The organism is Pseudarthrobacter sp. TE3704 (assembly GCF_056279405.1).
Map to the genome: position 1 here is coordinate 238,718 of NZ_JBWCCJ010000001.1, position 24,286 is coordinate 263,003.

Here is a 24,286-nt window from a genome sequence, read left to right on the forward strand (position 1 = left end):
AGCACTGACCCTGGCACGCCCCCGGGCGCCCCGCTCCGGCTCATCCCCTCCGGGACGAGGTGGGTGAGGGCGTCGGCGTGGGGGTTGGTGTCGGGGAGGGCGACGGCGGCGGAGGCGGCGCCTTGGCCACCACGATGGTCACGGTCTTGCCCTGCTCCACGGCGGCGTTGACCGGGTCGCTCTGCTCCATCACCCTTCCCGGCTCCACCTGGGCGTTCTCCGCCTCGATGACGGCGGGAACCAGGCTCAGCTCCTTGAGGGCAGCCTCGGCCTCCTCACGGGTACGCCCGCGCAGTTCGGGGACAGCCACCTTTCCGGTGGACACCACCAGTTCAACGCTGGTTCCCACGCCCACCATCTGCCCGGGGGCAGGGCTGGTGGTAATGACGATTCCGGCAGGTACAGAGGCGCTGTTGGCCGTCGTGGTGGACGGCGCGCCCACCAGGCCGCTTTGCCGCAAAATATCCCGCGCTGCCGCTTCTGTCTTGCCCGGCAGGCTCTCCGGGATCTTTACCGCACTGGGCCCCTCGGAGATATTCAGTACCACCTCGGCACCGGGATCCAGGGAAACACCGGAAGCCGGGTCGGTGCCGATGGCCTGGCCCTTGGGGACGGTGTCGTTCTGGCTGCGGACAATCCGCGGCTTCAGGTCCGCGTTGTAGAGTTCCTGCAGTGCCGCCGATTCGGTCATGGTGGCCACCACCGGAATCTGCACCTTGGGCGGTGCCGGTTCGGGCCGGTTTACCGTGTTGTACAGCCACAGCCCGCCTCCGGCCAGGACCAGCAGGGTAAGAACCACCAGGGTGGCGATCCACGCACGACGGCGTGACTTCTGGCGGGCGGTCGGCTCACGTTCCGGAACAAGGCCCAGGGGCAGCGGTTCGGCGTCCCGGGGATCCTCCATCCCAACGGCCGGTCCGCCGTCGGGCTCGTATGCCGTGACGGCCAGCCGGCCAGTGGGCGCATCGTCCAGGAAGCTGGCTCCTGTGGCCGCAAAAGCCTGGGTCGCCTGAGCGGCTGCCGGTACATGGTCGTTCGGGTCGGTGGGAGCCTCGGAGGCGGCCACGGCAGGCACCGGAACGCCGGACCGTGCGGCCCGCAGGGCACGCCGGAAGGCGGCAGCGTCCTGGAACCTGTCATCCCGGTTTTTCTGCAGGGCCTTGGCCAGCACGGTGTCCAGTGCCGGCGTTACTTCCGGATTCAGGCTGCTGGCAGGCGCGGGGATTTCGCGGACGTGCTGGTACGCAACGGATACCGGGCTGTCGCCGATGAACGGGGGCCGGGACGTCAGCATTTCGTAGAGCAGGCAGGCGGCCGAGTACAGGTCGCTCCGGGCGTCCACGGTCTCGCCTCTCGCCTGCTCCGGCGAGAGATACTGTGCGGTGCCCACCACTGCCTGTGTCTGGGTCATGGTGGCTGAGGAATCGGCGATGGCGCGGGCGATGCCGAAGTCCATCACCTTCACGGAATCGGTACCCTCGCAGTACATGACATTGGCCGGTTTGATGTCCCGGTGGACGATGCCCGCCTTATGGCTGTATTCCAGCGCACCGAGGACCCCCAGGCAGTAGTCGATGGCCCGGTCAATGGTGACGTCGTTCGCCCGGATGAGGTCGCGGATGGTCTTGCCCTCAACGAACTCCATCACGATGTAGGGCACCCGGACGTTTTCCGCCGACCCGTCGGGAACGAGGTGTTCGCCGGTGTCATAGATGGCAACGATGGACGAGTGGTTCAGGGCGGCAACAGCCTGGGCCTCGCGTTTGAACCGCGCCTGGAACTGGGGATCCCGTGCCAGGTCCGGCCGCAACAGCTTGATGGCGACGGTCCTCCCCAACCGGGTGTCCACACCGCGGTACACGTCCGCCATGCCGCCACGGCCAATCAGGCCGCCCAGTTCGTAGCGGCCGCTCAGGACACGCTGGTTATCCACCGGGAGGCTGTCCTCACGGTGCAACGGTGTGCGCGGTGACTCGTTCACTGATCGTCCTGGCGGTTAAGGCGTGCAGGTGGGCGGCGTTCCCGGGGTCTCGCCGGGTGCACAAGCGGGCAGGGTCAGCCGGGGCGAAGGAGCAGATTGGGCGGTGGTGGGCGACGCAGTCTGAACCGGAACTGGAGCGCTGCTGGTCGTGGCTGGTGGCGGTGCCACGGCGTAAGTTACGGTGATGGGCGATCCCACGGGCAAGGGACCAGTCGGGTTTAGCCCCACTACCCTTCCCGGTGCGGCCTCGCTGGTTTGCAGCGGCTCCACCGTCACGGCAAGCCCCAGGTTTGACAGCTCCGACTGGACCTGGCGGTAATCCTTGCCCAGGTAAGCAGCAGGTATCACGTTGACAGTCTCCGGCGTGGGCTCCTGCGTGGGCGTCGGCGTATTCCGCGTTTGGGTTGGAGTGGGAGTTGGTGTTGCGCTGGTGGGGGTTGCGCTGGTGGCGGGCGGGCTGCTGGACGGCGCGCTGGACGTGGCGTTATTGGAGGGGAAGAGGACGCCCTGCTGGTTCAGGAAAAACCCCACCAAGGCGAACAGCACCAGCAGGATCAGCGCGATCAGCGGCCATGTCCAGGGGCTGCGGCCGCGGCGTTCAGGCTCATCGGCGGGCTCGTCGTCGTACGTTGTTTCTTCGGGAACCCAGGTACGCTCAGCCGCCAAGGCATTCGCCCGGGCGAGCTGGCTCTGGGGGCCCTCGGGATCAACGGCCGAGGCACCGGCCGCGCCGGCACCAAGCACCGGCAAGGCGGAGGTGGGAGTTGGTGATGAATCCCGTGAGGCGCCAATGATCCCGGTCGGTGCGGTGGCTGTATCCACCGGGGCTGTGATGGGGCCCGTGTCCGGGGCGTCAAAAAGCAGCATGCCGGGGACGGCGGCGCGTGCGGCGCTGATGTCGCCGTTGCGGATGGCTTCGGCGGCTTCGGCCAGCTTGATGGCGTTGGCCGGCCGGTCTTTGGGATCCTTGGCCAGCATGGACATCAGGAGGGCGCGGACCGGCGTGGGAAGGGTTTCCGGCAGCGGCGGCGGAGCATCGTTGACCTGGGCCAGGGCGATGGCGATCTGGGATTCCCCGGAGAAAGGGCGGTGCCCGCTGAGGCACTCGTAGCCGATGACGCCCAGCGAGTAGATGTCCGACGATCCCGTGGCGGTCTGGCCCGTGGCCTGTTCGGGAGCGAGGTACTGGGCGGTGCCCATGACCTGGCCCGTCTGGGTGAGGGGCACCTGGTCGGCAAGGCGGGCGATGCCGAAGTCCGTGACTTTGACTCGGCCTTCGGGCGTGATCAGCAGGTTGCCCGGCTTGATGTCGCGGTGCACCAGTCCCTGGGCGTGGGCGACGGACAGGGCCCGGGCGGTCTGCGCGATGATGGACAGGGTCCTGTCCGGGGACAGCACCTGCTCGTGTTCGATGATGCTGCTGAGCGGCTGGCCCGGAACGAGTTCCATGACCAGGTAGGCCGAGCCTTCTTCCTCGCCGTAGTCAAAGACATTGGCGATGCCCACATGGTTTAGGAGTGCTGTGTGGCGGGCCTCCGCACGGAAACGCTGAAGGAAGCCGGGATCGCCCGTGTATTCCTCCTTGAGCACCTTGATGGCGACGATGCGGCCCAGGACGAGGTCTTTCGCTTTCCAGACTTCCCCCATGCCGCCGATCGCGATCCGCGTGGTCAGCTGGAATCTGCCGCCGAGGGTGATTCCGGTTGTAGGCCTCACTTATTCAACACCGCCTCAAAAATTCTCTTCGCGTTCGGACTGGTCAGCTGTGCGCCGGTGGTGATGTCTACGCCCTCCATGACGATCGTGACACCCACCTGCGGGTTGTTTGCGGGGGCAAATCCGGTAAACCAGGAGTTGTTGCTCCCGTTGCCCAGCTCGGCGGTTCCGGTCTTTCCCGCCACCTGGACACCGGGAACGGCGGCCCGGTTCGCGATGCCTTCGCTGACCGCACTCACCATCCATTCCGTGATCTGGTTGGCGATGTCCGGGGTGGTGGAGGTCCGCAGCGACTTCGGCTGCGGTTCGTCAATCACCCGCAGGTCCGGAGACCGCAGGGTCTTGATGAGGGTGGGCTGCATCTGGACGCCGTCGTTCGCGATCGCGGCAGTCATCAGGGCCACCTGCAGGGGGGTGGCCCGGACGTCCTTCTGGCCGATGACGGACTGCGCCAGGCCGGGGCCGTCGAGGTCATCGGGGAAGGTGTTGCCCCTGGCATAGTCCAGCTTCAGCTGGTCACCCATGTCCTGGCCGAAACCAAACTTCTCTGCCTGCTCGGCGATGGCGTCCCGGCCCAGGTCCAGGGCAATGCTTGCGAAGGGAGTGTTGCAGGACTGCTGGAGCGCGAAAGCGAAGCTTGCCGTGTCCCGGGTGTAGCAGTTTCCGCCCGCATAGTTGGGCAGGCGGTACTGGATGCCTTCGAACGGGAGTTCCGCAGGGTTGGGCAGCACGCTGTCCTTGTTGTACTTTCCGGATGCAAGGGCGGCCGCGGTGTCCACCAGCTTGAACACGGATCCGGGGGCGAGCTGTTCGCCGGTGGGTCCGCTGACGTTCGGGTTCAGGTTGATTCCGGGAACCTTGATCAGTTCATTCATGCTGGCGTCAGCGGCGGCGAGGTCCTGGGTGGCCACCAGGTTCGGATTGTAGGAGGGCTTGGACACCATGGCCAGGATTGCGCCCGTCTTGGGGTTGGTGACCACAATGGATCCGCGCTGCCCGTCCGGGATCAGGCTGTAGGCGAGCTGCTGGATTTCGGGGTCGATGGTGAGTTCCACGGACGCACCCTTGGGCTGGTTGCCGAGGAACAGCTGACCCACCCGGTCCAGGAACAGCTGGTCGGAATTGCCTGCCAGCTCGCTTCCGATCGACTGCTCCAGGGCGGTGGCGCCAAAGTTCTGTGAGAAGTAACCGGTGATGCCCGCATACAGTTCCGGCTGTGGGTACGTGCGCTGGAACGCGCAGGTCTCCGAACCGGTCTCCACGGACTCTGCCACCGGTGATCCACCCACGATGATGGCGCCGCGGTCGTTGCAGAAGCTTTGCAGGACAGCGCGCTGGTTCCAGGGGTTCGCCTTGAGTTCGTCGGCGCCGATCACCTGGACGTAGCTGATGGCCCCGAAGATGAGGGCAAACATAGCGATGGCCGCCACCCATGAATGCCGTATTGCCTGGTTCACAGGTGCTTCACCGCCTCGGTAGGAGTATCAATGCCGGTTGCTTCAGAACCCTTGCCCGCAGGCAAGGGAGTGGTGTCCACAGGGCCGCGGGCTGTATGCGAAATCATCAGCAGCAGGCCAACAATGATCCAGTTGGCCAGCAGGGAAGAACCGCCGGCCGCCAGGAACGGCGTGGTCAGGCCCGTCAGGGGGATCAGGCGGGTCACACCGCCGATCACCACAAAGCACTGCAGCGCCACCGCGAAGGACAGGCCGCACGCCAGGAGTTTCCCGAACGCGTCCCGGGTGCCCAGCGCAGCGCGGAAGCCGCGCGTGAACAGCAGGAGGTACATCAGGACGACGGCGAACAGGCCAATCAGGCCCAGCTCCTCGCCCAGGGACGCAATGATCATGTCGCTGTTGGCAAAGGGAACCAGGTCGGGGCGCCCCTGGCCCAGCCCGGTGCCCACCAGGCCGCCGTTGGCCATGCCGAACAGCCCCTGGATGATCTGCCGGCTTCCGCCGGGAAAGCGGTCGTAGACCTCCGGTGTGAAGGCGTTGAGCCAGCCGTCGATGCGCAGCTGCACGTGGGAGAACACCTGGGCTGCCACAAACCCGCCGCCTGCGATGAGGGCCAGGCCGATGACTACCCAGCTGATCCGGCTGGTGGCCACGTAGATCATCACGATGAACAGGCCGAAGAACAGGATGGAGGAGCCCAGGTCGCGCTGGAAGATGAGCACGCCGATGCTGACCAGCCACGCCGTGATCATGGGACCCATGTCCTTGAACCGCGGGAACTGGAGGGGCCCGATCTTCCGGCCCGCCAGCAGGATGAGGTCCCGGTTGGAGGAAAGATACCCGGCAAAGAATATGGCCAGGGTAATCTTGGCGACCTCACCGGGCTGGAACGTCATGGGGCCAAGCCTGATCCACACCCGGGCACCCAGGATCTCGCCGGCGCTGATGCCTGGAACCAGCGGCAGGACGAGCAGGAGTGCACTGGCCGCAAGGGAGATGAAGGTGAACCGGCGCAGGATCCGGTGGTCTTTAAGGAACCAGATCACGGCGATGGCCACGGCCATCGCAATCAGGGTCCAGCGCAGCTGGTTGTTGCCGGTGTCGTCGCCCGGCGCGTCCAGCCGGTGGATCATGGCCAGGCCAATACCGTTCAGGGCGACCACCAGCGGAAGTATTACCGGGTCAGCATATTTAGCGCGGAAGCGAAGGACGCCGTGGAAGACCAGCGCGGCTACGGCCAGGAGGCTGGATTGGAACCAGAAATCGGAGTCAAAGGCCTTCTCCTGGTCCACGCCCACCAGCATGTTCGCGCCGATGCCGATGGTGAGTGCCAGCAGGAGCAGTGCAAGCTCCACATTGCGGCGTGGTTTCGGAGTAGTGCTGAGCTGGCTCATTGGCCCACCTCGCAAGTAACAGTGGGAGTGGGTGAGGGGGACGGGCTTGCCGGAGTAGGGGCCGGTGCCCCGGCAGCGGGGCTGGCCGCCGGATCCGTCGGTGTTGGGGCGGGAGCGGACTGCGTAGCAGGGACGGAAGCCGACGCCGTGGGGCATCCCTCTTCCGGCGACGTGGTGCCGGTGAGTTCCAGGTTCTTCACGATCCGCTGGGCGTCATAGAGGTCATTGGCCGGAACGGTCTGGCGGACCCGCTGCTGGGAGAACGGAGGCAGGGAGCTCATCGGGAGTTCCGTGACTGTTTCCAGGCGGGACAGCTGGATGGGCCCGAGCCGCTGGGACACGCCGTTGTAGATGGCTACGCGCGAATCGAATTCGCCCACGTAGTACCGGGTTTGGGTCCAGGCATAGCCCAGCCACAGGCCGACGCCAAGAACCAGGAGGACCACGGCGGCGATGGACCAGGTGACCCATCGGCGGGGCTTCAGCGGGACGAGGGTTTCGTCTTCGTCGCCTTGCGCCGGTTCTGCCTTGTGGGTGAGGAGGGTGGCCGCCCGCCGGGCGACTGTGCGTCCGCCGATGGTTGGGATCGAGCCGGTCTCCGCCGCCGACGCCGCAGCCCCCACAAGTTCGTGGGGACGCGATGCCAATTCTTCCCGGAGGACCTCTGCGGTCAGGTGTTCACCCAGGTGGGGGTCGGTGGAAGCCGGCTCCACAATGCTGGATCCTGACCTTTCCGAGGCCGGCTCCGCTGCGCTGTCCGTATCCGGCCCGCCGTCGTCCTTGGACTGGTCCCCGGCAGGTGCGCCGGGAGCCTCAGCTGCGGCAGCGGGCTTGGCGGCGCCAACGGAAGGGATGACGTCGACGGCGGCGGTGCTGACGTCGTCGGGCGTTTCCTCCACGATCTCCACCATCACGACGGTGACGTTGTCCGGGGATCCCGCTTCAAGGGTGAGGTCAACGAGGGTTTCCACGCACTCGCGGAGGTCCTTGGTTTCCTTGACGGTGCGCTCCACCGCATGTCCGGCGACGTAGTTGAGCCCGTCGGAGCACAGAAGCCAGCGGTCACCCGGCTTCACGTCCAGGGTGTCCAGATCCAGCTCGGGGCTGGCATCAACATCGCCGAGCACGCGCATCAGGACGTTCTTGTGCGGGTGGGTTTCCGCTTCCTCGGGCTTGAGCCTGCCTTCGTCAATGAGCCGCTGCACGAAGGTGTGGTCAACGCTGACCTGCTCGAACTCGCCGTCCCGGAGGCGGTACGCCCGGGAGTCGCCGATGTGGGCGAAGTGCAGTTTTCCCTCGGCCAGCAGGAGGGCGGTGACGGTGGTGCCCATGCCGGCCAGCTTGGGGTTGATGTGCACGAGTTCGGAGAGCAGGGAGTTCGCCGTCTGGATCTCGTCGGCGAGGATGGTGCCGGCGTCGCCGTCGTAGTCATCGCGGTCCAGGTGGATCATGTCCAGGACGGTGGCGGCGGAGGCGACGTCACCGCCCGCATGGCCGCCCATGCCATCAGCCACCACGGCCAGGTGGCGCCCGGCATAGGCGGAGTCATCGTTTTTGGAACGGATCCGGCCTACATCGGACCGGGCGGCGAACCGCATGATGAGGGGCCGCTCCGCGGGCTTTTGCCCGTTAGCGGGATTCTCGGTGACGGCCACGGCTATGGCCTCAATTCAATGACCGTCTTGCCGATTCTCACAGGTACGCCTGGCTCAACGGGCAGGGCACGGGTAAGTTGCTGGTCCGCCAGGTAGGTTCCGTTGGTGGAGCCCAGGTCTTCGATGAACCAGCGGCTGCCCTGCGGGAACAGCCTGGCGTGACGGCCGGAGGCATAGTCGTCCTCCAGTACCAGCGTGGCTTCCTGGGCCCGTCCCAGCAGGATGGGGCTGGCAGCCAGCGGAAGGGTGGTCCCCTTCAACGGACCCTCAACCACCACCAGTTGCCGGGCCTGCTGCTTCACGGGCTGCGGCGGGGACTCGGCGAGTTCGGGATTCTTGCGGACCTGGCGGGCAGTGGGTGCCCCGGCAGCAGCCTTCCGACCCACCATAAGGTCGCGGCGCATCGCCGACACGATGCTGAAGATCAGAACCCAGAGGAGCAGCAGGAAGCCAAACCGCAACGCGGTAATGGTCAGGTCGCTCATGCGTTGCCACCAGGGCTGGCAGGAAGCAGGCGGAAGATGATCTTTGTCCGTCCCATTGTGATGGTGGATCCGTCAGTAAGTTCGGTACTTCCGGAAACCTTTTGCCCGTTGACGTAGCTTCCATTGGTGGAGCCCATGTCCACGGCGCTCGTGACGCCGTTTGCGGTGCGGATTTCCAGGTGCCGGCGTGAAACCCCGGTGTCTTCGACGTGGATGTCGGCCTCTGAAGACCTGCCCAGCACGATGGACGGGGCGTTCAGCGAGTAACGCTGCCCGTCGATGTCCAGCACGGGCTGCAGCCTGACGGGCTGGCGGCTTGGGGCGGCCGGAAGGTTGGGGCGGGCAGGTGGACTGCCGGGGGTGCCTGCCGACTTCTCGGTGGAGGAGGCGATTTCGAAGTCCCCTGCGCGCAGTTCGGCATCACGGCGGAATGAAATCCGCACGGAGCCCTGCAGGGTGTAGCCCTGGCTGCGCACGTGGTTGATGACAACATCGCACAGTTCTTCAGCAAGCGGAGTGCCCCATTCCTGGGCCCGGCGGAAGTCGTCGTCGCTGAGCCGGACGTCAAAGACGTTCGGCACCAATGTGCGTCCTGCCGCCACCGTGAGGGATTTGTGGTCCACTTCGCGGCGGAGCCGGCTGGCGATCTCCACGGGTTCAACCTGGGCCTTTGAGCCGGTGGAGAAGACGCCCCGGACGGCCTTTTCAATGCCGCGTTCAACTTTGTCCAGCAGTCCCATGGTTCTTCTCCTTTCCCCCCGCGTGCGGGGCCGTTTGTGTACCGGAACCCCACTTGCCGTGCAGTCCACAACTCAGCAGTGCGCCTGCCTGCAGCAGCCGCGTCTACATCCGATACTACTGGGCGGGCCTGTGAATGACCTTAATCCACAACGGCCGGGCGCCGCGAAAAGTTCAGTTTTCAGGGGCGGCCGGCCCTGGGTGGGCGCCGGCTGCCGCGGCACGAGGGGGCCTCTTTTCGTTGGGTTGAATGGGGCATCCGGAGTCGTTCCGGAGCCCGATTGGTGTTTTTCCGCATCAGTCCGTTATGCTTGATCTCGCTGCTTTTGCAAGACTGCGGATTCGGGAAACCGGCCATTGTCAGGCGAAAGAAGTTGCGCGCGAGTGGCGGAACGGCAGACGCGCTGGCTTCAGGTGCCAGTATCCGAAAGGGTGTGGGGGTTCAAATCCCCCCTCGCGCACGCAAATGAAAGAGCCCCGGTCTTAGGACCGGGGCTCTTTTGCATTCTGTAAGGGGGGACCGGACCTAAGCCCGTTCGCGGGTCCGGCCCTTGATGGTTCGGATTTGCGAACAGGCTTAGGTTTCGGCGGGGGAGGCTCACCCGGCAAAGGCTACGGGCGCGCGGAAGCCTTGAACCGGCGTCGGGAGTTGGCCAGGTGGCTGCGCATGGCGGCCGCGGCTGCTGCCTCATCGCCGTCGGCAATGGCGTCCGCGATGGAACGGTGTTCCTGCACCACCTGGTCGAAGTGGTCCCGGGCGTAATGCTCGACGTCGGTCATCAGCCGGGTGCGGGGCATGGCGATCATGGTCTGGCCCAGCGCGGCGAGGCAGTCAGAGTAAAACGGGTTGCCCGATGCCGCGGCCACGGCCCGGTGGAATTCGAAGTCAGACTTCATGGCGTGGGCCGGATGTCCGGCGCTGGCCGTGAACTCCTCGAGAGCCGAGGTCACCGCCCGCAGTTGGCGCTCGGAGTGGTTGCGGGCAGCCAGCGCGGCGGCTTCCGTTTCCACTCCCATCCGGAATTCCAGCATGTGCAGCCGGTCCTCGGTGGTGGCCACCGGACGGGCCCCCGGCGCTGCCGAGGGCCCTTCGGAGGGCGGAGTAAGGGCAAAGCTGCCGCGTCCCCGCTCCGTTTCCACGAGCCCTTCGGCCTGGAGCCGGGTCAGGGCGGCGCGGACAACGGTGCGGCTGACGCCGAAATCACTGATCAGCGTGTTTTCGCTCGGAAGCTTCTCGCCTGGCTGGATCACGCCGTCAACAATGCGGTTTCGAAGGTCGGCGGCGAGGTCCGCGGTGAGGTTCCGGCTCATGGATTCAAGATTACGCGCCGAACTCCACGGACTCGGTTGTCCAGGCGCGGGCCTGGTCGCTGAGGGTGACGCCGAGGCCGGGGCGGTCCGGGACGATCATCCGGCCGTTCTTGGTTTCGAGGCGCTCGTTGAACAGCGGGTCAAGCCAGTCGAAGTGCTCCACCCACGGCTCGCGCGGGTAGGCGGCGGCGAGGTGGAGGTGGATTTCCATGGCGAAGTGCGGGGCCAGGCCCAGGCCGCGTTCGTCCGCGAGGGCGGCGAGGCGCAGGAACTGGGTGATGCCGCCGACGCGCGGGGCGTCCGGCTGGATGATGTCGCAGCCGTTCGCGGTGATGAGGCCCTTGTGCTCGGCCACGGAGGCGAGCATTTCACCGGTGGCGATGGGTGTGTCCAGGACCTGGGCCAGGTGGGCGTGGCCTTCGAAGTCGTAGGCGTCCAGGGGTTCCTCAATCCAGATGAGGTTGAACTCCTCGAGCTGCCGGCCCATGCGGAGGGCGGTGGCGCGGTCCCATTGCTGGTTGGCGTCCACCATCAGCGGGACGTCCCAGCCGATATGCTCGCGGATCCCCGCGACGCGGCGGAGGTCCTCCTTGCTGTTCGGGAGGCCCACCTTGATCTTGATGCCGCCGATGCCTTCTTCGATGGACTGGGTGGCGCGGGCCTTGACCTCGTCGAGTGTGGCATTGAGGAAGCCGCCGGAGGTGTTGTAGGTCTGGACGGAGTCGCGATAGGAGCCGAGGAACTTTGCCAGTGACAGGCCTGCACGCTTGGCCTTGAGATCGTAGAGGGCGATGTCGATGGCGGCCAGCGCCTGGGTAGCGACGCCGGATCGGCCCACCGAAGCGCCCGCCCAGAGCAGCTTGGTGTAGATCTTGGCGATGTCGTTGGGGTCCTCGCCGATGATGCCCTCGGCCACTTCCTTGGCGTGGGCGTACTGGGCGGGGCCGCCGGCGCGCTTGGAGTAGCTGAAGCCGATGCCGGTGTGTCCGAGTTCGGTGGTGATCTCGGCGAAGAGGAAGACCACCTCGGTCATGGGCTTCTGCCGGCCGGTGAAGACCTTGGCGTCACTGATGGGAACAGCGAGGGGAAGGCGGGCAGTGGACAGCTTGACGTGCCGGATGAAGTCAACGGTGCTCATGGATTCTCCTAAAGGCGGGGCTGGGCTCCTTCGCCCACACCCTTAGGATATAAGTTACTAACTTGTATTACAAGTGCTTCCAGGGCGATTACCCCTAATTGCAGGAATAACCATGTCCGGGACCGCCGGCGGTAACTACACTGGGACGCATGACCGGGCACGAACCGGCCCCTTCCGGGGCCGCTGAAGCTCACGACGGCGGCGCGAACCTTTCGGAGGAAGCGGCGGCACCATCCGCTCAGGGCGGGGAAGACCCACCAACCGATCCTGGCGCCGTCGACACGTCCCTGCGCAGCCCGGAACAGCGGTCCCGCACCTTCACCGGAATCCTGGTGAACACCGCGCTGGCCAACATCACCACCAGCTACCTGTGGTTCGCCCTGACATTCTGGGTGTACCTGGAGACCCGCAACGTGATCGCCACCGGGGTAATCGGCGGCGCGTACATGCTCCTGATCGCCCTTTCCAGCATCAGCTTCGGCACCTTCGTGGACCGCTACCGGAAGCTTGCCGTGATGCGCTTCGCCGCGGGCTTCACCCTGGTGATGTTCGTGCTGTCCGGCGTGATGTTCCTGCTGACGCCCACGCCCCGGCTGCTGGACCTGACGCAGCCGTGGTTCTGGATCTTCACCATGATCATCCTGGTGGGCGCGGTGGTTGAGAACATGCGCAACGTCGCCCTTTCCACCACGGTCACCATCCTCATCGAACCGGACCGCCGGGCCAACGCCAACGGGATGGTGGGCATGGTGCAGGGGCTCGCGTTTATCGTCACCTCGGTGCTCTCCGGCCTGTCGGTGGGGCTGCTGGGCATGGGCTGGACGGTGGTCGTCGCCATTTTCCTGACAGTCCTGGCCTTCGCGCACCTGCTGACCCTGCGGATGCCGGAGGAAGTACGCGTTGCCGCCACAGATGCCCACGGTGCGTTCGACCTGCGCGGGTCAATCGCCGCCGTCATGGCCATCACCGGCCTGTTCGCGCTGATCCTGTTCTCCACGTTCAACAACTTCATCGGCGGCGTCTACATGGCGTTGATGGATCCGTACGGCCTGGAGATGTTCCCCGTGGAGGTGTGGGGAGCCGTCTTCGCCTTGGGTTCCACCGGATTCATCATCGGCGGCGCGCTGATCGGCAAGTTCGGACTTGGCGCCAACCCGCTCCGCAGCCTGCTGCTCGCCGTGGTGGCGATGGGGTTCCTTGGCGCAGTATTCACCATCCGGGAGTGGGCGTGGCTCTACATCGTCGGCATCTGGATGTACCTGATCCTGATTCCTGTGGTGGAAGCGGCCGAGCAGACGGTGATCCAGCAGGTGGTGCCACTGAACCGGCAGGGCCGCGTGTTCGGCTTCGCCATGGCCTTCGAGTCGGCGGCGGCACCGATCACCGCGTTCCTCATCGCACCGATCGCCCAGTTCTGGATCATCCCGTATGCGCGGTCGGAGGAAGGTTCTGCGCAACTGGCCCCGCTGCTGGGTGAGGGCGTTTCCCGCGGCATTGCGCTGGTGTTCCTGATCGCCGGGATCATCATGATTGCCGCCGCGCTGCTCGCCTTCCTGACCCCGGTGTACCGCCGTGTTTCAGCCACCTATGCCCGGGCCGCCGCGGAGAACGCCAACGACAAGGCCGCAGGTGACGATAGCGCCGGCAGCGACGCCGACGCCGGCACCATCAGCGAGCGGGATGCCGCACCCCGTCCGCCGGCCGGGTAAAAAAGCTTCAGCCCCGCAGGGCCCCCAGACCGGAAATCAGCGCCTCCAGTCCCAGGCTGAACGCCGTGTCCGCCGGACGTTCCGACGACGGCGGCCCGCCCAGGCTGCGCACGGCGGCGGTGAAGTGCGGAGTTGATTCAGCCATGGTGCCGGGCTCGAAGATGTCCTCCGGCGCGGTGACGTCGTACGCGGAGCCGAAGATGAAGGACTCCAACGCCACGATCGATGACACAATCCGCGACTCTGGGAAACCGGCGTCGAGGAAGCCCTTGCTGATGGCCTCGTACATCGCCAGGGTCTGCGGCGCGTCCGTCACGGGCAGTACGGCAATCACCGGAATCAGCGGCGTGTGTTCCGCGAAGACATTCCGGTAGCTCCAGGCCCAGGTCCGCACGGCCTCCTCCCACATCGAAGCGCCGAAGCCGGAGACGTCCACCAGGGACATGAGGTGGTCCTCCACCAGGAGCAGTACGTCCCGCTTGGATGCCACGTGGTTGTACAGGGCCGAAGGAGCGACGTCCAGCTGTTTCGCCAGTGCGGCCATGGTCAGCCCGTCGTAGCCTTTCCGGCTAACGAGCTCCAATGCCGCGGCGGTGATCCCGGTTTTGTCCAGCACGGCCGCCGAGGGCCTGCCGGCGCGCCGACGCCGTGCCTCGGAATTGCCGGACCCATTCGCGGCGGCATTCCCCGTGGCGCGTCCCTGTGCGGCTGATACTGCCGGCATTCCTGCCCTTTCTTTGGTGGTCTCCAGCATTATTCCACCCGGGCACTTCCGGTCCCTGCCAAGAGCCGCTATAGTTCTACTAAATGAATGGCATTCATTTAGTGGTCCCGGTCACCTGACGGGCCGCAGAAAGGACATCATGCTGAACCTGAACCGCGACGTTGTGGTCGTTGGAGCCGGGCCGTCCGGATTGACCGCGGCACGTGAACTGAAAAAGGCAGGCCTTACCGTCGCCGTGCTCGAGGCGCGCGACCGAGTAGGCGGCCGCACCTGGACCGACACCGTGGACGGCGCCATGCTGGAGATCGGCGGCCAATGGGTCTCGCCGGACCAGACCGTACTCCTGGAGCTTTTGGACGAGCTGGGCCTCAAGACCTACCCCCGGTACCGCCAGGGCGAGTCCGTCTACATGGGCTCGGACGGCATTCCCGTGCGCTACACCGGCGACACCTTCCCGGTGGACCCCGCCACCGCCGTCGAAATGGACAGGCTGGTGGCACTGCTGGACGGACTCGCAGCAGAGATCGGCGCCACCGAACCCTGGGCGCATCCGAAAGCGCGCGAGCTGGACACCATTTCCTTCCATCACTGGCTGCGGCAGAACTCCGCCAACGAGGAGGCCTGCAAGAACATCGGCCTGTTCATCGCTGGGGGCATGCTCACCAAACCCGCGCACGCCTTCTCCGCACTGCAGGCTGTCCTGATGGCAGCCTCGGCCGGTTCCTTCACCCACCTCACGGACGAGGACTTCATCCTGGACCGGCGCGTGGTGGGCGGCATGCAGCAGGTTTCCCTGCTGCTGGCGCAGGAACTCGGCGACGACGTCGTCCTCAACACCCCGGTGCGCACCATCAACTGGGAGCCGGCCGCGGACGGCGGCCACCGCGTCACCGTCGAGTCAGAGCAGGCCACCGTCAATGCCCGGTTCGTGATCATGGCCGTGCCGCCCAACCTGTATTCCCGCGTCTCCTTCAACCCGCCGCTGCCGCGCCGCCAGCACCAGATGCACCAGCACCAGTCCCTGGGGCTGGTCATCAAGGTCCACGCCGTCTACAGCAGGCCGTTCTGGCGTGACGCCGGGCTCTCAGGCACCGGCTTCGGCGCCGACGCCCTGGTGCAGGAGGTGTACGACAACACCAACTATGGCGATACCCGCGGCACCCTGGTGGGCTTTATCTCCGATGAAAAAGCCGACGCCGTGTTCGAGCTCAGCGCCGAAGACCGCAAGAAGGCCGTCCTCAACTCCATCGCCGGTTTCCTGGGTGCAGAGGCGCTGACGCCGGAGGTCTACTACGAGTCCGACTGGGGCTCGGAGGAATGGACCCGCGGCGCCTACGCCTCCAGCTATGACCTGGGCGGGTTGCATCGCTATGGCAAGGACCAGCACGCCCCGGTCGGGCCGATCTACTGGTCCTCCTCCGACTTGGCGGCGGAGGGCTACCAGCACGTGGACGGTGCCATCCGGATGGGCCTTCGCACCGCCGCCCGGATTGCCGAAGAAGCGAAAGTAGCTGTTCCCGCCGGCTGGTAAATAAGCATGCTTACTAATAGGCTGGCGGATGGGGAACGTCCCCGACCCCAGACGAAAGAGGTGAGGCATGACTGACGCCCAGAGCATCAGCAAGGTTACGGAAATCATCAACGATTCCAAGATCGGAATGTTGACCACCATCAACGAAGAGGGTGCCCTCGTCAGCCGTCCGCTGGCCGTCCAGGAAGTAAGGGACGACGGCGACATGTGGTTCTTCACCGGGCTCGGCACGTCCCAGGTTTCGCATGTCCGGGCCGACTCCCGGGTCAACGTCGCCTTTGGCAAGAACACCGAGTGGGTTTCGGTGGCAGGCCGGGCCGAGGTCGTGACGGACCGCGCCAAGATCCACGAGCTGTGGAACCAGGCGGTTGAGGCCTGGTTCCCGGACGGGCCGGACACTCCGGAGGTCTGCCTGCTCCGCGTCGACTCGGACTCGGCGGAGTACTGGACCAGCCCCGGCGGCACCGCCGCAACCGTCCTGCAGTGGGTGAAGTCCAAGGTCACCAACAGCCGGCTGAGCGTCGGCGAAAGCGGCACGGTAGAGCTGTAGATTTGCGTGAATCAAAGGCGGGGCAGCTGATGCTGCCCCGCCTTTCGCATGCTTACACCGGAGTCGCGCTACCCCTGGCCCGTCAGCGCCCCGAGGACTGCCGGCAGCAGCACGTCATTGCGTCCCCAGACCGGGTCCAGGATTTCCATGTACCAGGAATCGGCCAGCAGGAGTGCCAGGGCGTCATTGGTCTCGTCGGCCCAGTCACTGATCTGTTCGTCGTCCACGGGGTTCTCGCTGGACCCCAGCACGGTGGTCACTTCCGTTCCGGCCAACGTCACAGGGATGGCCGCGCTGCTGGCCTCACCGGGGGCGTGGGCCACGGTGACCAGTTCCGTCCGGGTGCTGAGTGCCAGCAATTCGCCGGCCAGGGAGGGACTGCAGAATCCCGTGACATACTGCCGCTGCGCCGCTGAACCCGTGAGCAGGCCGGGCTGGGATTCCTTGGTGAAAAGGCCGTTTCGGTTCAGCTCTGCCAAAGCTCCGGCGATGGGACGCGTTTCCTCGTCGAAGCCCGCCGCCAGGTGACCCGGCTGGTAGGAGCTGCCACCCTCCAGCCATCGCGCGGTCAGCTCGCCGGCGGCTTCCAGGGTGGTGGCCTGCCGCCAGACCCCGCGGTCCTCCAGCAGCCGGCCGAACTGGTCACGTGCTGGTATTTCCTCTGGCTTCATCTTCGGATGCTATCCCCGCGGCAGCGGACCCTTCCACCGCGGCCGACACACCACTTAACGTCCGGCCCCCGGTGTCCGCGGCCTAGGCCTGCTCCGCCGGAATCCCCGCTGCCCGCTCCGCAGCGGCGAGGGAGGCAGCCAGGCTTGTGACGGCGTCGGGATATCCCTGGTGCGGATTGCCGCGCAACTGGTCCGCAGCCTTCATGGCCTTGATGAGCGCGGACGTCTCCGGCAGCCGCACGTCCGTCAGGGACGGGTAGTCGATGCTGCAAGCAGGGTCCAGCTCGTAGCGCCGCCACCGGGCAATCAACTCATCATGCTGCGCCTGCGCTGCCAGGTGCGCCGACTCCAGCGCCTGGTAGTCACGCCGGGCGGCCCGCCGCGCCAGGTAACGGGGAGTGCCCCGGTAGGCGGCGATGCCGGCAGCCACGCCGGCGCCGCCCAGGAACAGGCCGGTCCACGGGGAAATCAGGGTGGGGATCAGCAGGGCTGGAACCGCAACGGCAGACCCCAGGAACAGGTCCCAGAACAGCTGGTCCGAGCGCTCAGCCTGGGTGTCCCCGCCGGCAAGGGCACGGCGGCGGACCACGAAGACCGTCGCGGCAATGCTGGCCACCAGTACGGGACCGCAGAGCAGCAGCGCCCAGGCTCCCTGAATCAAACCCTCGAACATTTCCCCCATGGTTGACACCTGACCTCCAGCGGACGCCCGGGCCACGGATTCCCGGGCTGGTCCTTCCATTGCACAGGGTCCGGGAACCAGCGTCAATGGGCTGGCGGGTTCGAAGCCTGCACCCGGCCGGGGCACCCTTTCCGCTGTCAGTGCTGCCGCGTACCGTGGGGACCATGAGACTCAAAATGTGCAGCATCCACGTCAAGGACCCCGCCGAAGCCCACGCCTTCTACACCGGCACCTTGGGCTTCGAGACCCTGATGGCCATGCCGGAGTACAACCTGTTCATCATCAAGGATCCAGGCACCAACGAACAGGGCGCTGACGCCGGGTCCGTGGGCCTTCTGCTTGAGCCCAGCGACAACCCGATCGGCGCCAATTACATGAATGCCCTCCACGACGCCGGGATGCCGGCCATCGTCTTCGGCGTCCCGGACGTGCAGGTGGAGTACGACCGGCTGCGGGAAGCCGGCGTGGTGTTCAAGGGTGAGCCGGCTGAAGACCCGTCCGGCATCAGCGCCGTGTTTGACGACGGCTGCGGCAACTTCGTCCAGCTGCACCAGGACTGATCCCTTAAACACCAGAGGCTTGTTCGCGGATCCCACCCTTCAAGGTCCGGATCCGCGAACAAGCCTCTGATACGAGGAGGGCTACTCCGCCTTGGCGCGGGCCTGCTTCGCTTCTTTCTTGGCTGCTTCTTCCTTTACGCGCTGGGCTTCGGCGCGCACCGCGGCGTGCGTGGCACGCTCGGTGACCAGCCACTGCGGCGGAGCCTGCAGCAGCGCGGTGATTTCCGCCGTCGTCAGCGCTTCTTCAACCCCGCCGCGGGCTAGGCCGCTGATGGAGACGTTCAGTTTCTGCGCCACCACGGGGCGGGGGTGCGGGCCGTTGCGGCGCAGTTCGGCGAGCCATTCCGGCGGGTTGGCCTGGAGCTCGGCGAATTCTTCCCGGGTGATGGTTGATTCCTGGAACTCCCGGGGTGTTGCGGGCAGGTAGATGCCAAGTTTCTTGGCAACGGTGGCCGGCTTCATGGACTGGGAGTTTGCAGAGGTCATGCTTCAAGGGTATCCGGGCGGACGGTACTGTGAAGACGTGCCCTCCGACAACACCTCCCCACCTGACGCTTCCACTGAGCCTGACGACTCCGCGGAGCAGGCTGCGCCCCGGACCCTCCGCATCGCCTACGTGGCAGGGGTGACCCCCGGAAAGTGGATCAGGCGGTGGGAAGAGCGCATGCCGGACATTCCCCTGCAGGCATTTATGCACGACGGCGGCACGAGCCTCGAGGCGGTGCGCGGCGGTTCCGCTGACATGGCCTTTGTCCGCCTCCCCGTCGAGCGCGACGGCCTCAGCGTCATCCCGCTGTACGAGGAGCAGCCCGTGGTGGTGGCTCCCAAGGGCCACGAAATCTCGGTGTTCGAGGAAGTTGCCTTCGCCGACCTGGAGAAGGAAGCCTTCCTGGACGTCGACGCGCTGGGAGGGCCGGAACCGGCCCTCGAGGTGGTTGCCACCGGAGCCGGGCTGGTGATCCTGCCCATGTCCGTGGCCCGCCATTTCAACGTCAAGGACACTGTGGCCCGTCGGCTTACCGGCGCACCCGCAACCGAAATCGCCCTCGTGTGGCCCGTGGATTCCACCGACGAGGTGCTGGAGGAGTTCATCGGGATCGTCCGGGGGCGCACCGCGCAAAGCTCACGGCAGCCGTCGGCGCAGCCGGTCAAGGTGAAGAAGGAACCCAAACCGGACCGACGCGGCAGTGGCACCAAGAAAGCGCCAAAGGTGGCCCAGCGGTACGCCCCCAACCCGGACAAGGGCCGCGGCAAGGGCTCACGCAAAAAGGGCAAGCGCTAACCGGACATGACAACAGGCCGGCTCCCCACGCGGGGAACCGGCCTGTCCTGTCTGCCTAAGACACCCTTTTAGGTGTTCTGGACGTTGGTTTTGGCGTCGGTGGCGCGGTCTTTGACGTCGGTGGCGGCGTGCTGGCCTTCGGCTTTGACGTTCTGGGCTGCGTCGGTGGCGGTGGCCTTGACGTTTTCCATGGCTTCCTGGGCCGGTTCCTTGAGGTCCTGGACCATGTCCTTGGCGGCGTCGGTGACCTGGGTGGCCAGGGGCTGCGCGGCGGTCTTGAGCTGGTCGGCCGCTTCGCGTTCCTTCTGGCTTGCCGGGATCAGGGATGAGACGAGCATTCCGGCGCCGAACGCGATCAGGCCTGCGGCCAGGGGGTTGCCCTGGGTTTTGGCTTTGACCTGGTCCGGTGCGTGGGAGATCGCGGTGCCGGCGTCGCTGAGTTTGGCTGCGGCGGTGTCCTTGGCTCCGTGGAGGGTGTCGCCGGTGCTGTGCAGGGCGTTGCCGGTGTGTTCGGTGCCGGTGTGGACCCTGTCCTGGACCCGGGTGGTGGCGGTGTCTGCTGCTCCCATGATCTTCTCCTTAACCCCGCTGACGGCGTCTTTGACCTTGTCGGTCTGGCGGTGGACGATGTTGGACGGGGTGACCTTGTCCGCGACGGCGTCCACGTTGGTGCCCAGGCGTGCGCGGGTGGCTTCTATGTCTGAACGGATTGCGTCCGGGTTATCGCTCATCGGTTTACCTCACCTGGTTTTAGGGTTGGGGGAATTTCGGACAGTGTTTCGCCGGTCTGGGGCATGCCCTTGATCTGCTTGAGTTCCTTGCGGCCGATCGAGGCCAGGACCGCGGCGATGATGCCCCAGATCACCGCGACGATCACGGCGGCCCAGCCCAGCGGCATCAGGGCGCCCAGGGCGAACATCAGCGCCAGGGACAGGAAGACCAGGACGAAGTGTCCGGCCACGCCGGCCCCGCCGAGCATCCCGGCGCCCTTTCCGGCCTTCGTGGCGGACTGCTTGGCTTCTGCCTTCGCGAGCTCCACTTCCTGGCGCATCAGGGTGGACAGGTCCCGGGTCACATCACCCAGCAGCTCACCCAGCGACGCGCTGTCCGCCTTCTGATGCGCCTCACTTGGGGCCGGCTCCGGAATCGAACTACTCACAGCTGGCGTCCTTCCGTTGACCGGTACGTGCCGTCTGCAGCGTGGTAGCTGCCGTCCTCATCGCGGTAGGGGTCATCCTCGAAGCGGAGGGGGGTATCTTCCGTCGTGCCGGAGGGGAGCGTGGAGGTGGAAACCGGCGCTCCGGTGCCAACTGTCGGCTCTGTGAAGAGGTCGTCAGTGCCGGCGGCATAGACGGTCTCCTGCCGCAGCGGAGCTACTCCGGGCTGGACCGAACGGTAGGACGGTGAGCCCTGGACCGAAGATTGGGACTCCGGGCTGCCTGCAGCAAGGCCGCGGGTAAGGCGGCCGGCCAGCACGCCGGCTCCTGCTGCAAGGAGCAGGAAGGTACCGGGGCGGTTCCGTGCGAACCTCTGGACTTCGCCGAGCAGGTCTCCCGGCTGCTTGTTTTCAAGCCAGGAGGCCACGGTCTCGGTGCTGCTGGCTGCCTGCCGAATAAGGTCGCTGGCAACGCCCTGCTGGTCCGGAGCATCAGCCATGCTCTGCAGCTGGCTGGAAATGGTCCGGATGCCTTCGGCTGCCTTCTGCTGCTGGGTGCCGGCCTGGCTGCTCAGCCCGGACTTCGCCTGGTTTAGCAGGTCCTGCGCGCTGGACTTCGCCTCGTACGCAACGTTGGCCGCCTCTTCCTTGGCCGTCTGGGCTACGCCCTGGGCTGCCGATGCTGCCTGGCCGGCGACGTTCGAAGCCTCTTCCTTGGCCGCCTGGGTCTTGGAGGTTCCAGATCCAGCCGCAGGGGCGCCAGCCGGAGCGGCGGGGGTGGTGAAGGTCTGGTCAGGTCCTACCTCTGATGCACCGAAGGGATCGGTCGCAGCGGTGTTGGGGGTCTGGGGCCATTGGTTCTCTGTCATCGGGCTCTCTTTCCATGAAGGGTTAGCTGGCGATCAAGAACCAGCAGTGCTGGCGGTTAGTAAGCAGGGTTACTAATTAGATACTAAGCACACTTTCCATTTGATGCGCAAGGGGCAAGTGAAGATGTCCGTCCTGTTCAGGCCGCGTTGCGGCAATGGATAGTAAGCCTACTTGCGAATATGATGCTAAGCATGCTTATTGTAGGTAGGTAGCAACGGAGGCAACCCCCGCACTTTTCCACCTACAGGAAGGCCGCGGCCGATGACCAGCAATCCCGATCCGGATGCCCGGAACAGCTACCGCCTCATCACTCTGGCGGCGCGCCTGGTTCAACGGCGCCAGGATGACGCCTTGGCCCACCTGGGCCTGACGAGGGCTGCCGTGATCGCCCTCGAAGGATTGGCTGCCGGACCGCTGAACCAGGAGCAGTTGGCGGAAGCGGTTCGCGTCCAGAGCCAGACGCTGGGCCGGGTACTCACCCGGCTGGAAGCTTCGGGCCATATCACCCGGACCCGGCACGCCGCAGACCGCCGGCAATTGAAAGTGGAGCTGACAGACCATGGGCACGCAGCCCTGGAAGCCGCCCGGGCGGCCGAAATCAACGCCTATCCGGATGATCCCGGCATTGCCTGGAAGGTGCTGCGGGAGGAACTGGCAAAGTTCGTTAAGGCGCTGCCGGCGGGGCATGATCCCGAAGTCGTACCGTTCGTGGCGCCCGAACACCGGTCAGTGCGCCGGCAGCACACCGGTCGCGCTGGCCGGCGCGCACCGGATCAGCATCAGGACTGGGACCAGGATTCCCAGTCCTGATGAGAACGCAGTGGTTAAACGCCGATGGTGAGCCTGTCGAAACCCCGCTCGGTTTCGACAGGCTCAACCACGGTTTGGACGGTCTATCCCTGGCCTTCCTGGTCTTCCCCGAGCAGGCCGCGCTGGGCGAGGTCGGCCTCTTCTGACGCCTCCGGGGGCAGTGGGTCGGTGGCCGGCGGAACGTCACCGGGCGCGTAGTCGGCAAGGCCGGCTGCTACCCGCTCCTGCTCGGCTGCCGCCTCATACGCGTCGTCGTCGATATTTTCGGGCATTTTTCCATGGCCCGTCCGGCTGGGCTGGGGGAGTGCGTCCTCTTCCGGGATGATCACTCCGGGGACGGCATCAGGGTTTTCATTTGCTGTAGTCACGATTTCACCTTCCGATCGGTAACTTTCGCGGGTGGCAAAGCGAATTTGCTCACGACGACGCAGGCGCGGCTGGTCCCGTGGGCCAGCGAAGCAGGGCGGCAACGTCCACGCCCTCCGGCAGGACAGGGCCGGGAACCAACAGGACGCGTGCATCGGTCAGGGCGGCCGCCCGCAGCAGTGCTGCAGGTGCCGGAACCTTGCCCAGGACGTTGGCCGCCAGGGATTCCTCCTCGGCGGTGGCGATCCACGGTTCTGCGTCGAGGGCCAGCAGGGTCCGCTCGGTCAGGGCTGCATCGTTCAGGATCAGCACGTCCACCTGTGCCTGCTGAAGCGCATGCACAACGGCGCCGATCCCGGTGGCGGACTCGGGGTTGGCCTGCCCCTCCTGCATGGCCAGCCGGTCCATGACCTCCTGCTGCTCTACTGCCCAGAGTTCGGCGACCCGCTGGTTGACCTGGTCATCAAGGAGGGCGTTATCGGCGCCCTTCGTGTGGGTATGCGAGTCAACCACCGATACGAGGTCCTGGCTGGCCTTCGAGAGCTGCTCCTGGACCAGGCCGCGCGCCCGGATATCGCCGGCCAGGACAATCAGCCGGGCCCCACTCTCCGCCACCACCCGATCAATTTCACCGGCAACCTCGTCCGCGTTCCGTCGCCAGACGTCCTCGGTGTGGTGCTGGAACCGCAGGTGCGCCCAGCCCCCGCCCTGGAACTTGCTCACATGCTCGGTTTCGCCCTGGACTTCCCGGGTGCTGTCAGGAGCGCCGGCGCCTGCGTGGTACAGCCTGACTTCGCCGTGCTCCCGGCTGACTTCGGCAACAACATAGGGAAGGTCTTCGGGCCGGTGTTTCACCAGCGGCAGCAGGTCAGGGATGGAGTCCACCGAAATCCGCTCCGGCAGTACCCGGTCTCCCGCGAGGACTTCGTTGATCTCCGCCTTGCCCTGGCGGACCAGGACAAACCTGGAGACCGGGGCGGGAATCCCGGCTTCGGGCTGGAGCGACTGTTCCACCGCATCAAGGTCGGCAGCGGACGCTCCCTGGGCCTCCAGCTGGGCGCGTGCGTTGCCCGGGCGCACGTCGGCCGCTTCCAGGGTGTCCACTGTCCCGGTGCCCGCATCCACGTAGGCCGTACACCAGGGGCCGGGCAGCTTGTACAGATCCGCGTATTCCTTGAGGCTGCCGGTCACTGTTCCCCCTCCTCATCGTCGAGGGGGTCTGCTGATGCCACGGGATTCAGCGCCTCCCGGACCTCATTGGGGTCTGTGTCGTCCGGGAACGGCTCGGTTTCGCGCCATTCCTCGGCGTGGGCCGGCTGGTTGCCGTGCACCACTCCCTGCGTCTCATGCTGCATCTGGTCGTCCAGATTCGAGCCGTGCTTGGTGTTGCCTCGTTCAGCCATGACGATCTCCTTCGCGCGTGATTAGTATCACAGGCTTACTAGTTCGTCATTTCACCGTAGCACCAGGATGCAGGGGGCTAAAGGGGGAATTTCCGGG

General features: G+C 65.9%; 25 protein-coding genes and 1 tRNA gene. 7 read left to right on the forward strand and 19 right to left on the reverse strand.

The window, feature by feature from the left end; translation table 11 throughout:
• Nucleotides 1–40 precede the first annotated feature (40 nt).
• From pknB to ACZ9BC_RS01175, 7 genes are read right to left on the reverse strand one after another with little or no spacing between them, the layout of a single operon-like run.
• On the reverse strand, nt 41–1,981 hold the full coding sequence (gene pknB, locus ACZ9BC_RS01145) for a Stk1 family PASTA domain-containing Ser/Thr kinase (protein WP_476244358.1): 1,941 nt from the start codon (nt 1,979–1,981) through the stop codon (nt 41–43).
• Between the two features lie 15 nt (nt 1,982–1,996).
• Nucleotides 1,997–3,697 carry a protein kinase domain-containing protein gene (locus tag ACZ9BC_RS01150; protein ID WP_476244359.1) on the reverse strand — a complete coding sequence of 567 codons (1,701 nt, stop codon included), beginning with the start codon at nt 3,695–3,697 and terminating at the stop codon, nt 1,997–1,999.
• Nucleotides 3,694–5,154: a penicillin-binding transpeptidase domain-containing protein gene (locus ACZ9BC_RS01155; RefSeq protein ID WP_476244360.1), complete on the reverse strand. Its 1,461-nt coding sequence runs from the start codon at nt 5,152–5,154 to the stop codon at nt 3,694–3,696. Before ACZ9BC_RS01155 ends, ACZ9BC_RS01150 begins: the two co-directional genes overlap by 4 nt.
• The gene (locus tag ACZ9BC_RS01160; protein WP_476244361.1) at nt 5,151–6,548 is read right to left on the reverse strand and encodes an FtsW/RodA/SpoVE family cell cycle protein; all 1,398 of its coding nucleotides are present in this window, start codon (nt 6,546–6,548) and stop codon (nt 5,151–5,153) included. Before ACZ9BC_RS01160 ends, ACZ9BC_RS01155 begins: the two co-directional genes overlap by 4 nt.
• Entirely contained in the window at nt 6,545–8,203 is a 1,659-nt protein-coding gene (locus ACZ9BC_RS01165) for a PP2C family protein-serine/threonine phosphatase (protein WP_476244362.1), read from the reverse strand. The genes ACZ9BC_RS01160 and ACZ9BC_RS01165 overlap by 4 nt, the downstream gene beginning before the upstream one ends.
• Nucleotides 8,204–8,205: 2 nt before the next feature.
• The gene (locus ACZ9BC_RS01170) at nt 8,206–8,688 is read right to left on the reverse strand and encodes an FHA domain-containing protein FhaB/FipA (RefSeq protein ID WP_476244363.1); all 483 of its coding nucleotides are present in this window, start codon (nt 8,686–8,688) and stop codon (nt 8,206–8,208) included.
• Nucleotides 8,685–9,428 (reverse strand): FhaA domain-containing protein, encoded by a 744-nt coding sequence (locus ACZ9BC_RS01175; protein WP_476244364.1) that lies wholly within the window; start codon nt 9,426–9,428, stop codon nt 8,685–8,687. Before ACZ9BC_RS01175 ends, ACZ9BC_RS01170 begins: the two co-directional genes overlap by 4 nt.
• A gap of 376 nt (nt 9,429–9,804) precedes the next feature.
• Between ACZ9BC_RS01175 and ACZ9BC_RS01180 the strand changes: the two genes are divergently transcribed.
• Nucleotides 9,805–9,887 (forward strand) — tRNA-Leu (locus ACZ9BC_RS01180).
• 151 nt (nt 9,888–10,038) lie between these two features.
• Here the strand turns inward: ACZ9BC_RS01180 and ACZ9BC_RS01185 are convergent.
• Entirely contained in the window at nt 10,039–10,737 is a 699-nt protein-coding gene (locus ACZ9BC_RS01185; protein ID WP_079597967.1) for a FadR/GntR family transcriptional regulator, read from the reverse strand.
• A gap of 10 nt (nt 10,738–10,747) precedes the next feature.
• Complete coding sequence (locus tag ACZ9BC_RS01190; RefSeq protein WP_476244365.1) at nt 10,748–11,875, reverse strand: L-talarate/galactarate dehydratase; 1,128 nt, start codon at nt 11,873–11,875, stop codon at nt 10,748–10,750.
• 149 nt (nt 11,876–12,024) lie between these two features.
• Between ACZ9BC_RS01190 and ACZ9BC_RS01195 the strand changes: the two genes are divergently transcribed.
• A complete protein-coding gene (locus tag ACZ9BC_RS01195) occupies nt 12,025–13,584 on the forward strand; it encodes an MFS transporter (protein ID WP_476244366.1) in 1,560 nt (519 codons plus the stop codon).
• A gap of 7 nt (nt 13,585–13,591) precedes the next feature.
• Here ACZ9BC_RS01195 and ACZ9BC_RS01200 read toward each other — a convergent pair whose 3' ends face one another.
• Nucleotides 13,592–14,308 (reverse strand): TetR/AcrR family transcriptional regulator, encoded by a 717-nt coding sequence (locus ACZ9BC_RS01200; protein WP_476244367.1) that lies wholly within the window; start codon nt 14,306–14,308, stop codon nt 13,592–13,594.
• Nucleotides 14,309–14,447: 139 nt separating this feature from the next.
• On the opposite strand from ACZ9BC_RS01200, the gene ACZ9BC_RS01205 reads away from it, so the two are divergent.
• Both ACZ9BC_RS01205 and ACZ9BC_RS01210 read left to right on the forward strand, forming a co-directional pair.
• Complete coding sequence (locus ACZ9BC_RS01205) at nt 14,448–15,839, forward strand: flavin monoamine oxidase family protein (RefSeq protein WP_476244368.1); 1,392 nt, start codon at nt 14,448–14,450, stop codon at nt 15,837–15,839.
• A gap of 67 nt (nt 15,840–15,906) precedes the next feature.
• Nucleotides 15,907–16,389 (forward strand): pyridoxamine 5'-phosphate oxidase family protein, encoded by a 483-nt coding sequence (locus ACZ9BC_RS01210; protein WP_476244369.1) that lies wholly within the window; start codon nt 15,907–15,909, stop codon nt 16,387–16,389.
• Between the two features lie 68 nt (nt 16,390–16,457).
• Here the strand turns inward: ACZ9BC_RS01210 and ACZ9BC_RS01215 are convergent, their stop codons facing one another.
• Complete coding sequence (locus ACZ9BC_RS01215; protein ID WP_476244370.1) at nt 16,458–17,060, reverse strand: DUF6919 domain-containing protein; 603 nt, start codon at nt 17,058–17,060, stop codon at nt 16,458–16,460.
• Between the two features lie 82 nt (nt 17,061–17,142).
• On the reverse strand, nt 17,143–17,742 hold the full coding sequence (locus ACZ9BC_RS01220; protein ID WP_476244371.1) for a hypothetical protein: 600 nt from the start codon (nt 17,740–17,742) through the stop codon (nt 17,143–17,145).
• Between the two features lie 164 nt (nt 17,743–17,906).
• Here ACZ9BC_RS01220 and ACZ9BC_RS01225 point away from each other — a divergent pair, with 164 nt between their 5' ends.
• A complete protein-coding gene (locus tag ACZ9BC_RS01225) occupies nt 17,907–18,302 on the forward strand; it encodes a VOC family protein (protein WP_476244372.1) in 396 nt (131 codons plus the stop codon).
• Nucleotides 18,303–18,383: 81 nt separating this feature from the next.
• Here the strand turns inward: ACZ9BC_RS01225 and ACZ9BC_RS01230 are convergent, their stop codons facing one another.
• Nucleotides 18,384–18,788: a DUF5997 family protein gene (locus ACZ9BC_RS01230; RefSeq protein ID WP_476244373.1), complete on the reverse strand. Its 405-nt coding sequence runs from the start codon at nt 18,786–18,788 to the stop codon at nt 18,384–18,386.
• Between ACZ9BC_RS01230 and ACZ9BC_RS01235 the strand changes: the two genes are divergently transcribed.
• A complete protein-coding gene (locus tag ACZ9BC_RS01235; RefSeq protein WP_476244374.1) occupies nt 18,751–19,584 on the forward strand; it encodes a LysR family substrate-binding domain-containing protein in 834 nt (277 codons plus the stop codon). The two genes, ACZ9BC_RS01230 and ACZ9BC_RS01235, sit on opposite strands and share 38 nt — an antisense overlap.
• Nucleotides 19,585–19,652: 68 nt before the next feature.
• On the opposite strand, the gene ACZ9BC_RS01240 is transcribed toward ACZ9BC_RS01235, so the two are convergent.
• The 3 genes from ACZ9BC_RS01240 to ACZ9BC_RS01250 are packed head-to-tail and all read right to left on the reverse strand — an operon-like array spanning nt 19,653 to nt 21,609.
• Nucleotides 19,653–20,315: a DUF3618 domain-containing protein gene (locus tag ACZ9BC_RS01240; RefSeq protein WP_476244375.1), complete on the reverse strand. Its 663-nt coding sequence runs from the start codon at nt 20,313–20,315 to the stop codon at nt 19,653–19,655.
• Nucleotides 20,312–20,743, reverse strand: a complete 432-nt coding sequence (locus ACZ9BC_RS01245; RefSeq protein WP_476244376.1) for a phage holin family protein — start codon at nt 20,741–20,743, stop codon at nt 20,312–20,314. Before ACZ9BC_RS01245 ends, ACZ9BC_RS01240 begins: the two co-directional genes overlap by 4 nt.
• Nucleotides 20,740–21,609 carry a hypothetical protein gene (locus tag ACZ9BC_RS01250; protein WP_476244377.1) on the reverse strand — a complete coding sequence of 290 codons (870 nt, stop codon included), beginning with the start codon at nt 21,607–21,609 and terminating at the stop codon, nt 20,740–20,742. The genes ACZ9BC_RS01245 and ACZ9BC_RS01250 overlap by 4 nt, the downstream gene beginning before the upstream one ends.
• Nucleotides 21,610–21,871: 262 nt before the next feature.
• Between ACZ9BC_RS01250 and ACZ9BC_RS01255 the strand changes: the two genes are divergently transcribed.
• On the forward strand, nt 21,872–22,420 hold the full coding sequence (locus ACZ9BC_RS01255; protein WP_476244378.1) for a MarR family winged helix-turn-helix transcriptional regulator: 549 nt from the start codon (nt 21,872–21,874) through the stop codon (nt 22,418–22,420).
• Between the two features lie 83 nt (nt 22,421–22,503).
• Here ACZ9BC_RS01255 and ACZ9BC_RS01260 read toward each other — a convergent pair whose 3' ends face one another.
• From ACZ9BC_RS01260 to ACZ9BC_RS01270, 3 genes are read right to left on the reverse strand one after another with little or no spacing between them, the layout of a single operon-like run.
• A complete protein-coding gene (locus ACZ9BC_RS01260) occupies nt 22,504–22,788 on the reverse strand; it encodes a hypothetical protein (protein ID WP_476244379.1) in 285 nt (94 codons plus the stop codon).
• Between the two features lie 49 nt (nt 22,789–22,837).
• Complete coding sequence (locus tag ACZ9BC_RS01265) at nt 22,838–23,977, reverse strand: baeRF2 domain-containing protein (RefSeq protein ID WP_476244380.1); 1,140 nt, start codon at nt 23,975–23,977, stop codon at nt 22,838–22,840.
• The gene (locus ACZ9BC_RS01270; RefSeq protein WP_476244381.1) at nt 23,974–24,189 is read right to left on the reverse strand and encodes a hypothetical protein; all 216 of its coding nucleotides are present in this window, start codon (nt 24,187–24,189) and stop codon (nt 23,974–23,976) included. Before ACZ9BC_RS01270 ends, ACZ9BC_RS01265 begins: the two co-directional genes overlap by 4 nt.
• Between the last annotated feature and the right edge of the window lie 97 nt (nt 24,190–24,286).

Excerpts from the sequence above, each read along its gene's own strand:
- ACZ9BC_RS01185 (WP_079597967.1), bottom strand. The coding sequence starts at position 10,737 with ATGAGCCGGAACCTCACCGCGGACCTCGCCGCCGACCTTCGAAACCGC.
- ACZ9BC_RS01160 (WP_476244361.1), bottom strand. The coding sequence starts at position 6,548 with ATGAGCCAGCTCAGCACTACTCCGAAACCACGCCGCAATGTGGAGCTT.
- ACZ9BC_RS01240 (WP_476244375.1), bottom strand. The coding sequence starts at position 20,315 with ATGAGCGATAACCCGGACGCAATCCGTTCAGACATAGAAGCCACCCGC.
- ACZ9BC_RS01255 (WP_476244378.1), top strand. The coding sequence starts at position 21,872 with ATGACCAGCAATCCCGATCCGGATGCCCGGAACAGCTACCGCCTCATC.
- ACZ9BC_RS01205 (WP_476244368.1), top strand. The coding sequence starts at position 14,448 with ATGCTGAACCTGAACCGCGACGTTGTGGTCGTTGGAGCCGGGCCGTCC.
- ACZ9BC_RS01215 (WP_476244370.1), bottom strand. The coding sequence starts at position 17,060 with ATGAAGCCAGAGGAAATACCAGCACGTGACCAGTTCGGCCGGCTGCTG.
- ACZ9BC_RS01175 (WP_476244364.1), bottom strand. The coding sequence starts at position 9,428 with ATGGGACTGCTGGACAAAGTTGAACGCGGCATTGAAAAGGCCGTCCGG.
- ACZ9BC_RS01225 (WP_476244372.1), top strand. The coding sequence starts at position 17,907 with ATGAGACTCAAAATGTGCAGCATCCACGTCAAGGACCCCGCCGAAGCC.
- ACZ9BC_RS01190 (WP_476244365.1), bottom strand. The coding sequence starts at position 11,875 with ATGAGCACCGTTGACTTCATCCGGCACGTCAAGCTGTCCACTGCCCGC.
- ACZ9BC_RS01195 (WP_476244366.1), top strand. The coding sequence starts at position 12,025 with ATGACCGGGCACGAACCGGCCCCTTCCGGGGCCGCTGAAGCTCACGAC.
- ACZ9BC_RS01220 (WP_476244371.1), bottom strand. The coding sequence starts at position 17,742 with ATGGGGGAAATGTTCGAGGGTTTGATTCAGGGAGCCTGGGCGCTGCTG.
- ACZ9BC_RS01210 (WP_476244369.1), top strand. The coding sequence starts at position 15,907 with ATGACTGACGCCCAGAGCATCAGCAAGGTTACGGAAATCATCAACGAT.
- ACZ9BC_RS01270 (WP_476244381.1), bottom strand. The coding sequence starts at position 24,189 with ATGGCTGAACGAGGCAACACCAAGCACGGCTCGAATCTGGACGACCAG.
- ACZ9BC_RS01200 (WP_476244367.1), bottom strand. The coding sequence starts at position 14,308 with ATGCCGGCAGTATCAGCCGCACAGGGACGCGCCACGGGGAATGCCGCC.
- ACZ9BC_RS01250 (WP_476244377.1), bottom strand. The coding sequence starts at position 21,609 with ATGACAGAGAACCAATGGCCCCAGACCCCCAACACCGCTGCGACCGAT.
- ACZ9BC_RS01230 (WP_476244373.1), bottom strand. The coding sequence starts at position 18,788 with ATGACCTCTGCAAACTCCCAGTCCATGAAGCCGGCCACCGTTGCCAAG.
- ACZ9BC_RS01170 (WP_476244363.1), bottom strand. The coding sequence starts at position 8,688 with ATGAGCGACCTGACCATTACCGCGTTGCGGTTTGGCTTCCTGCTGCTC.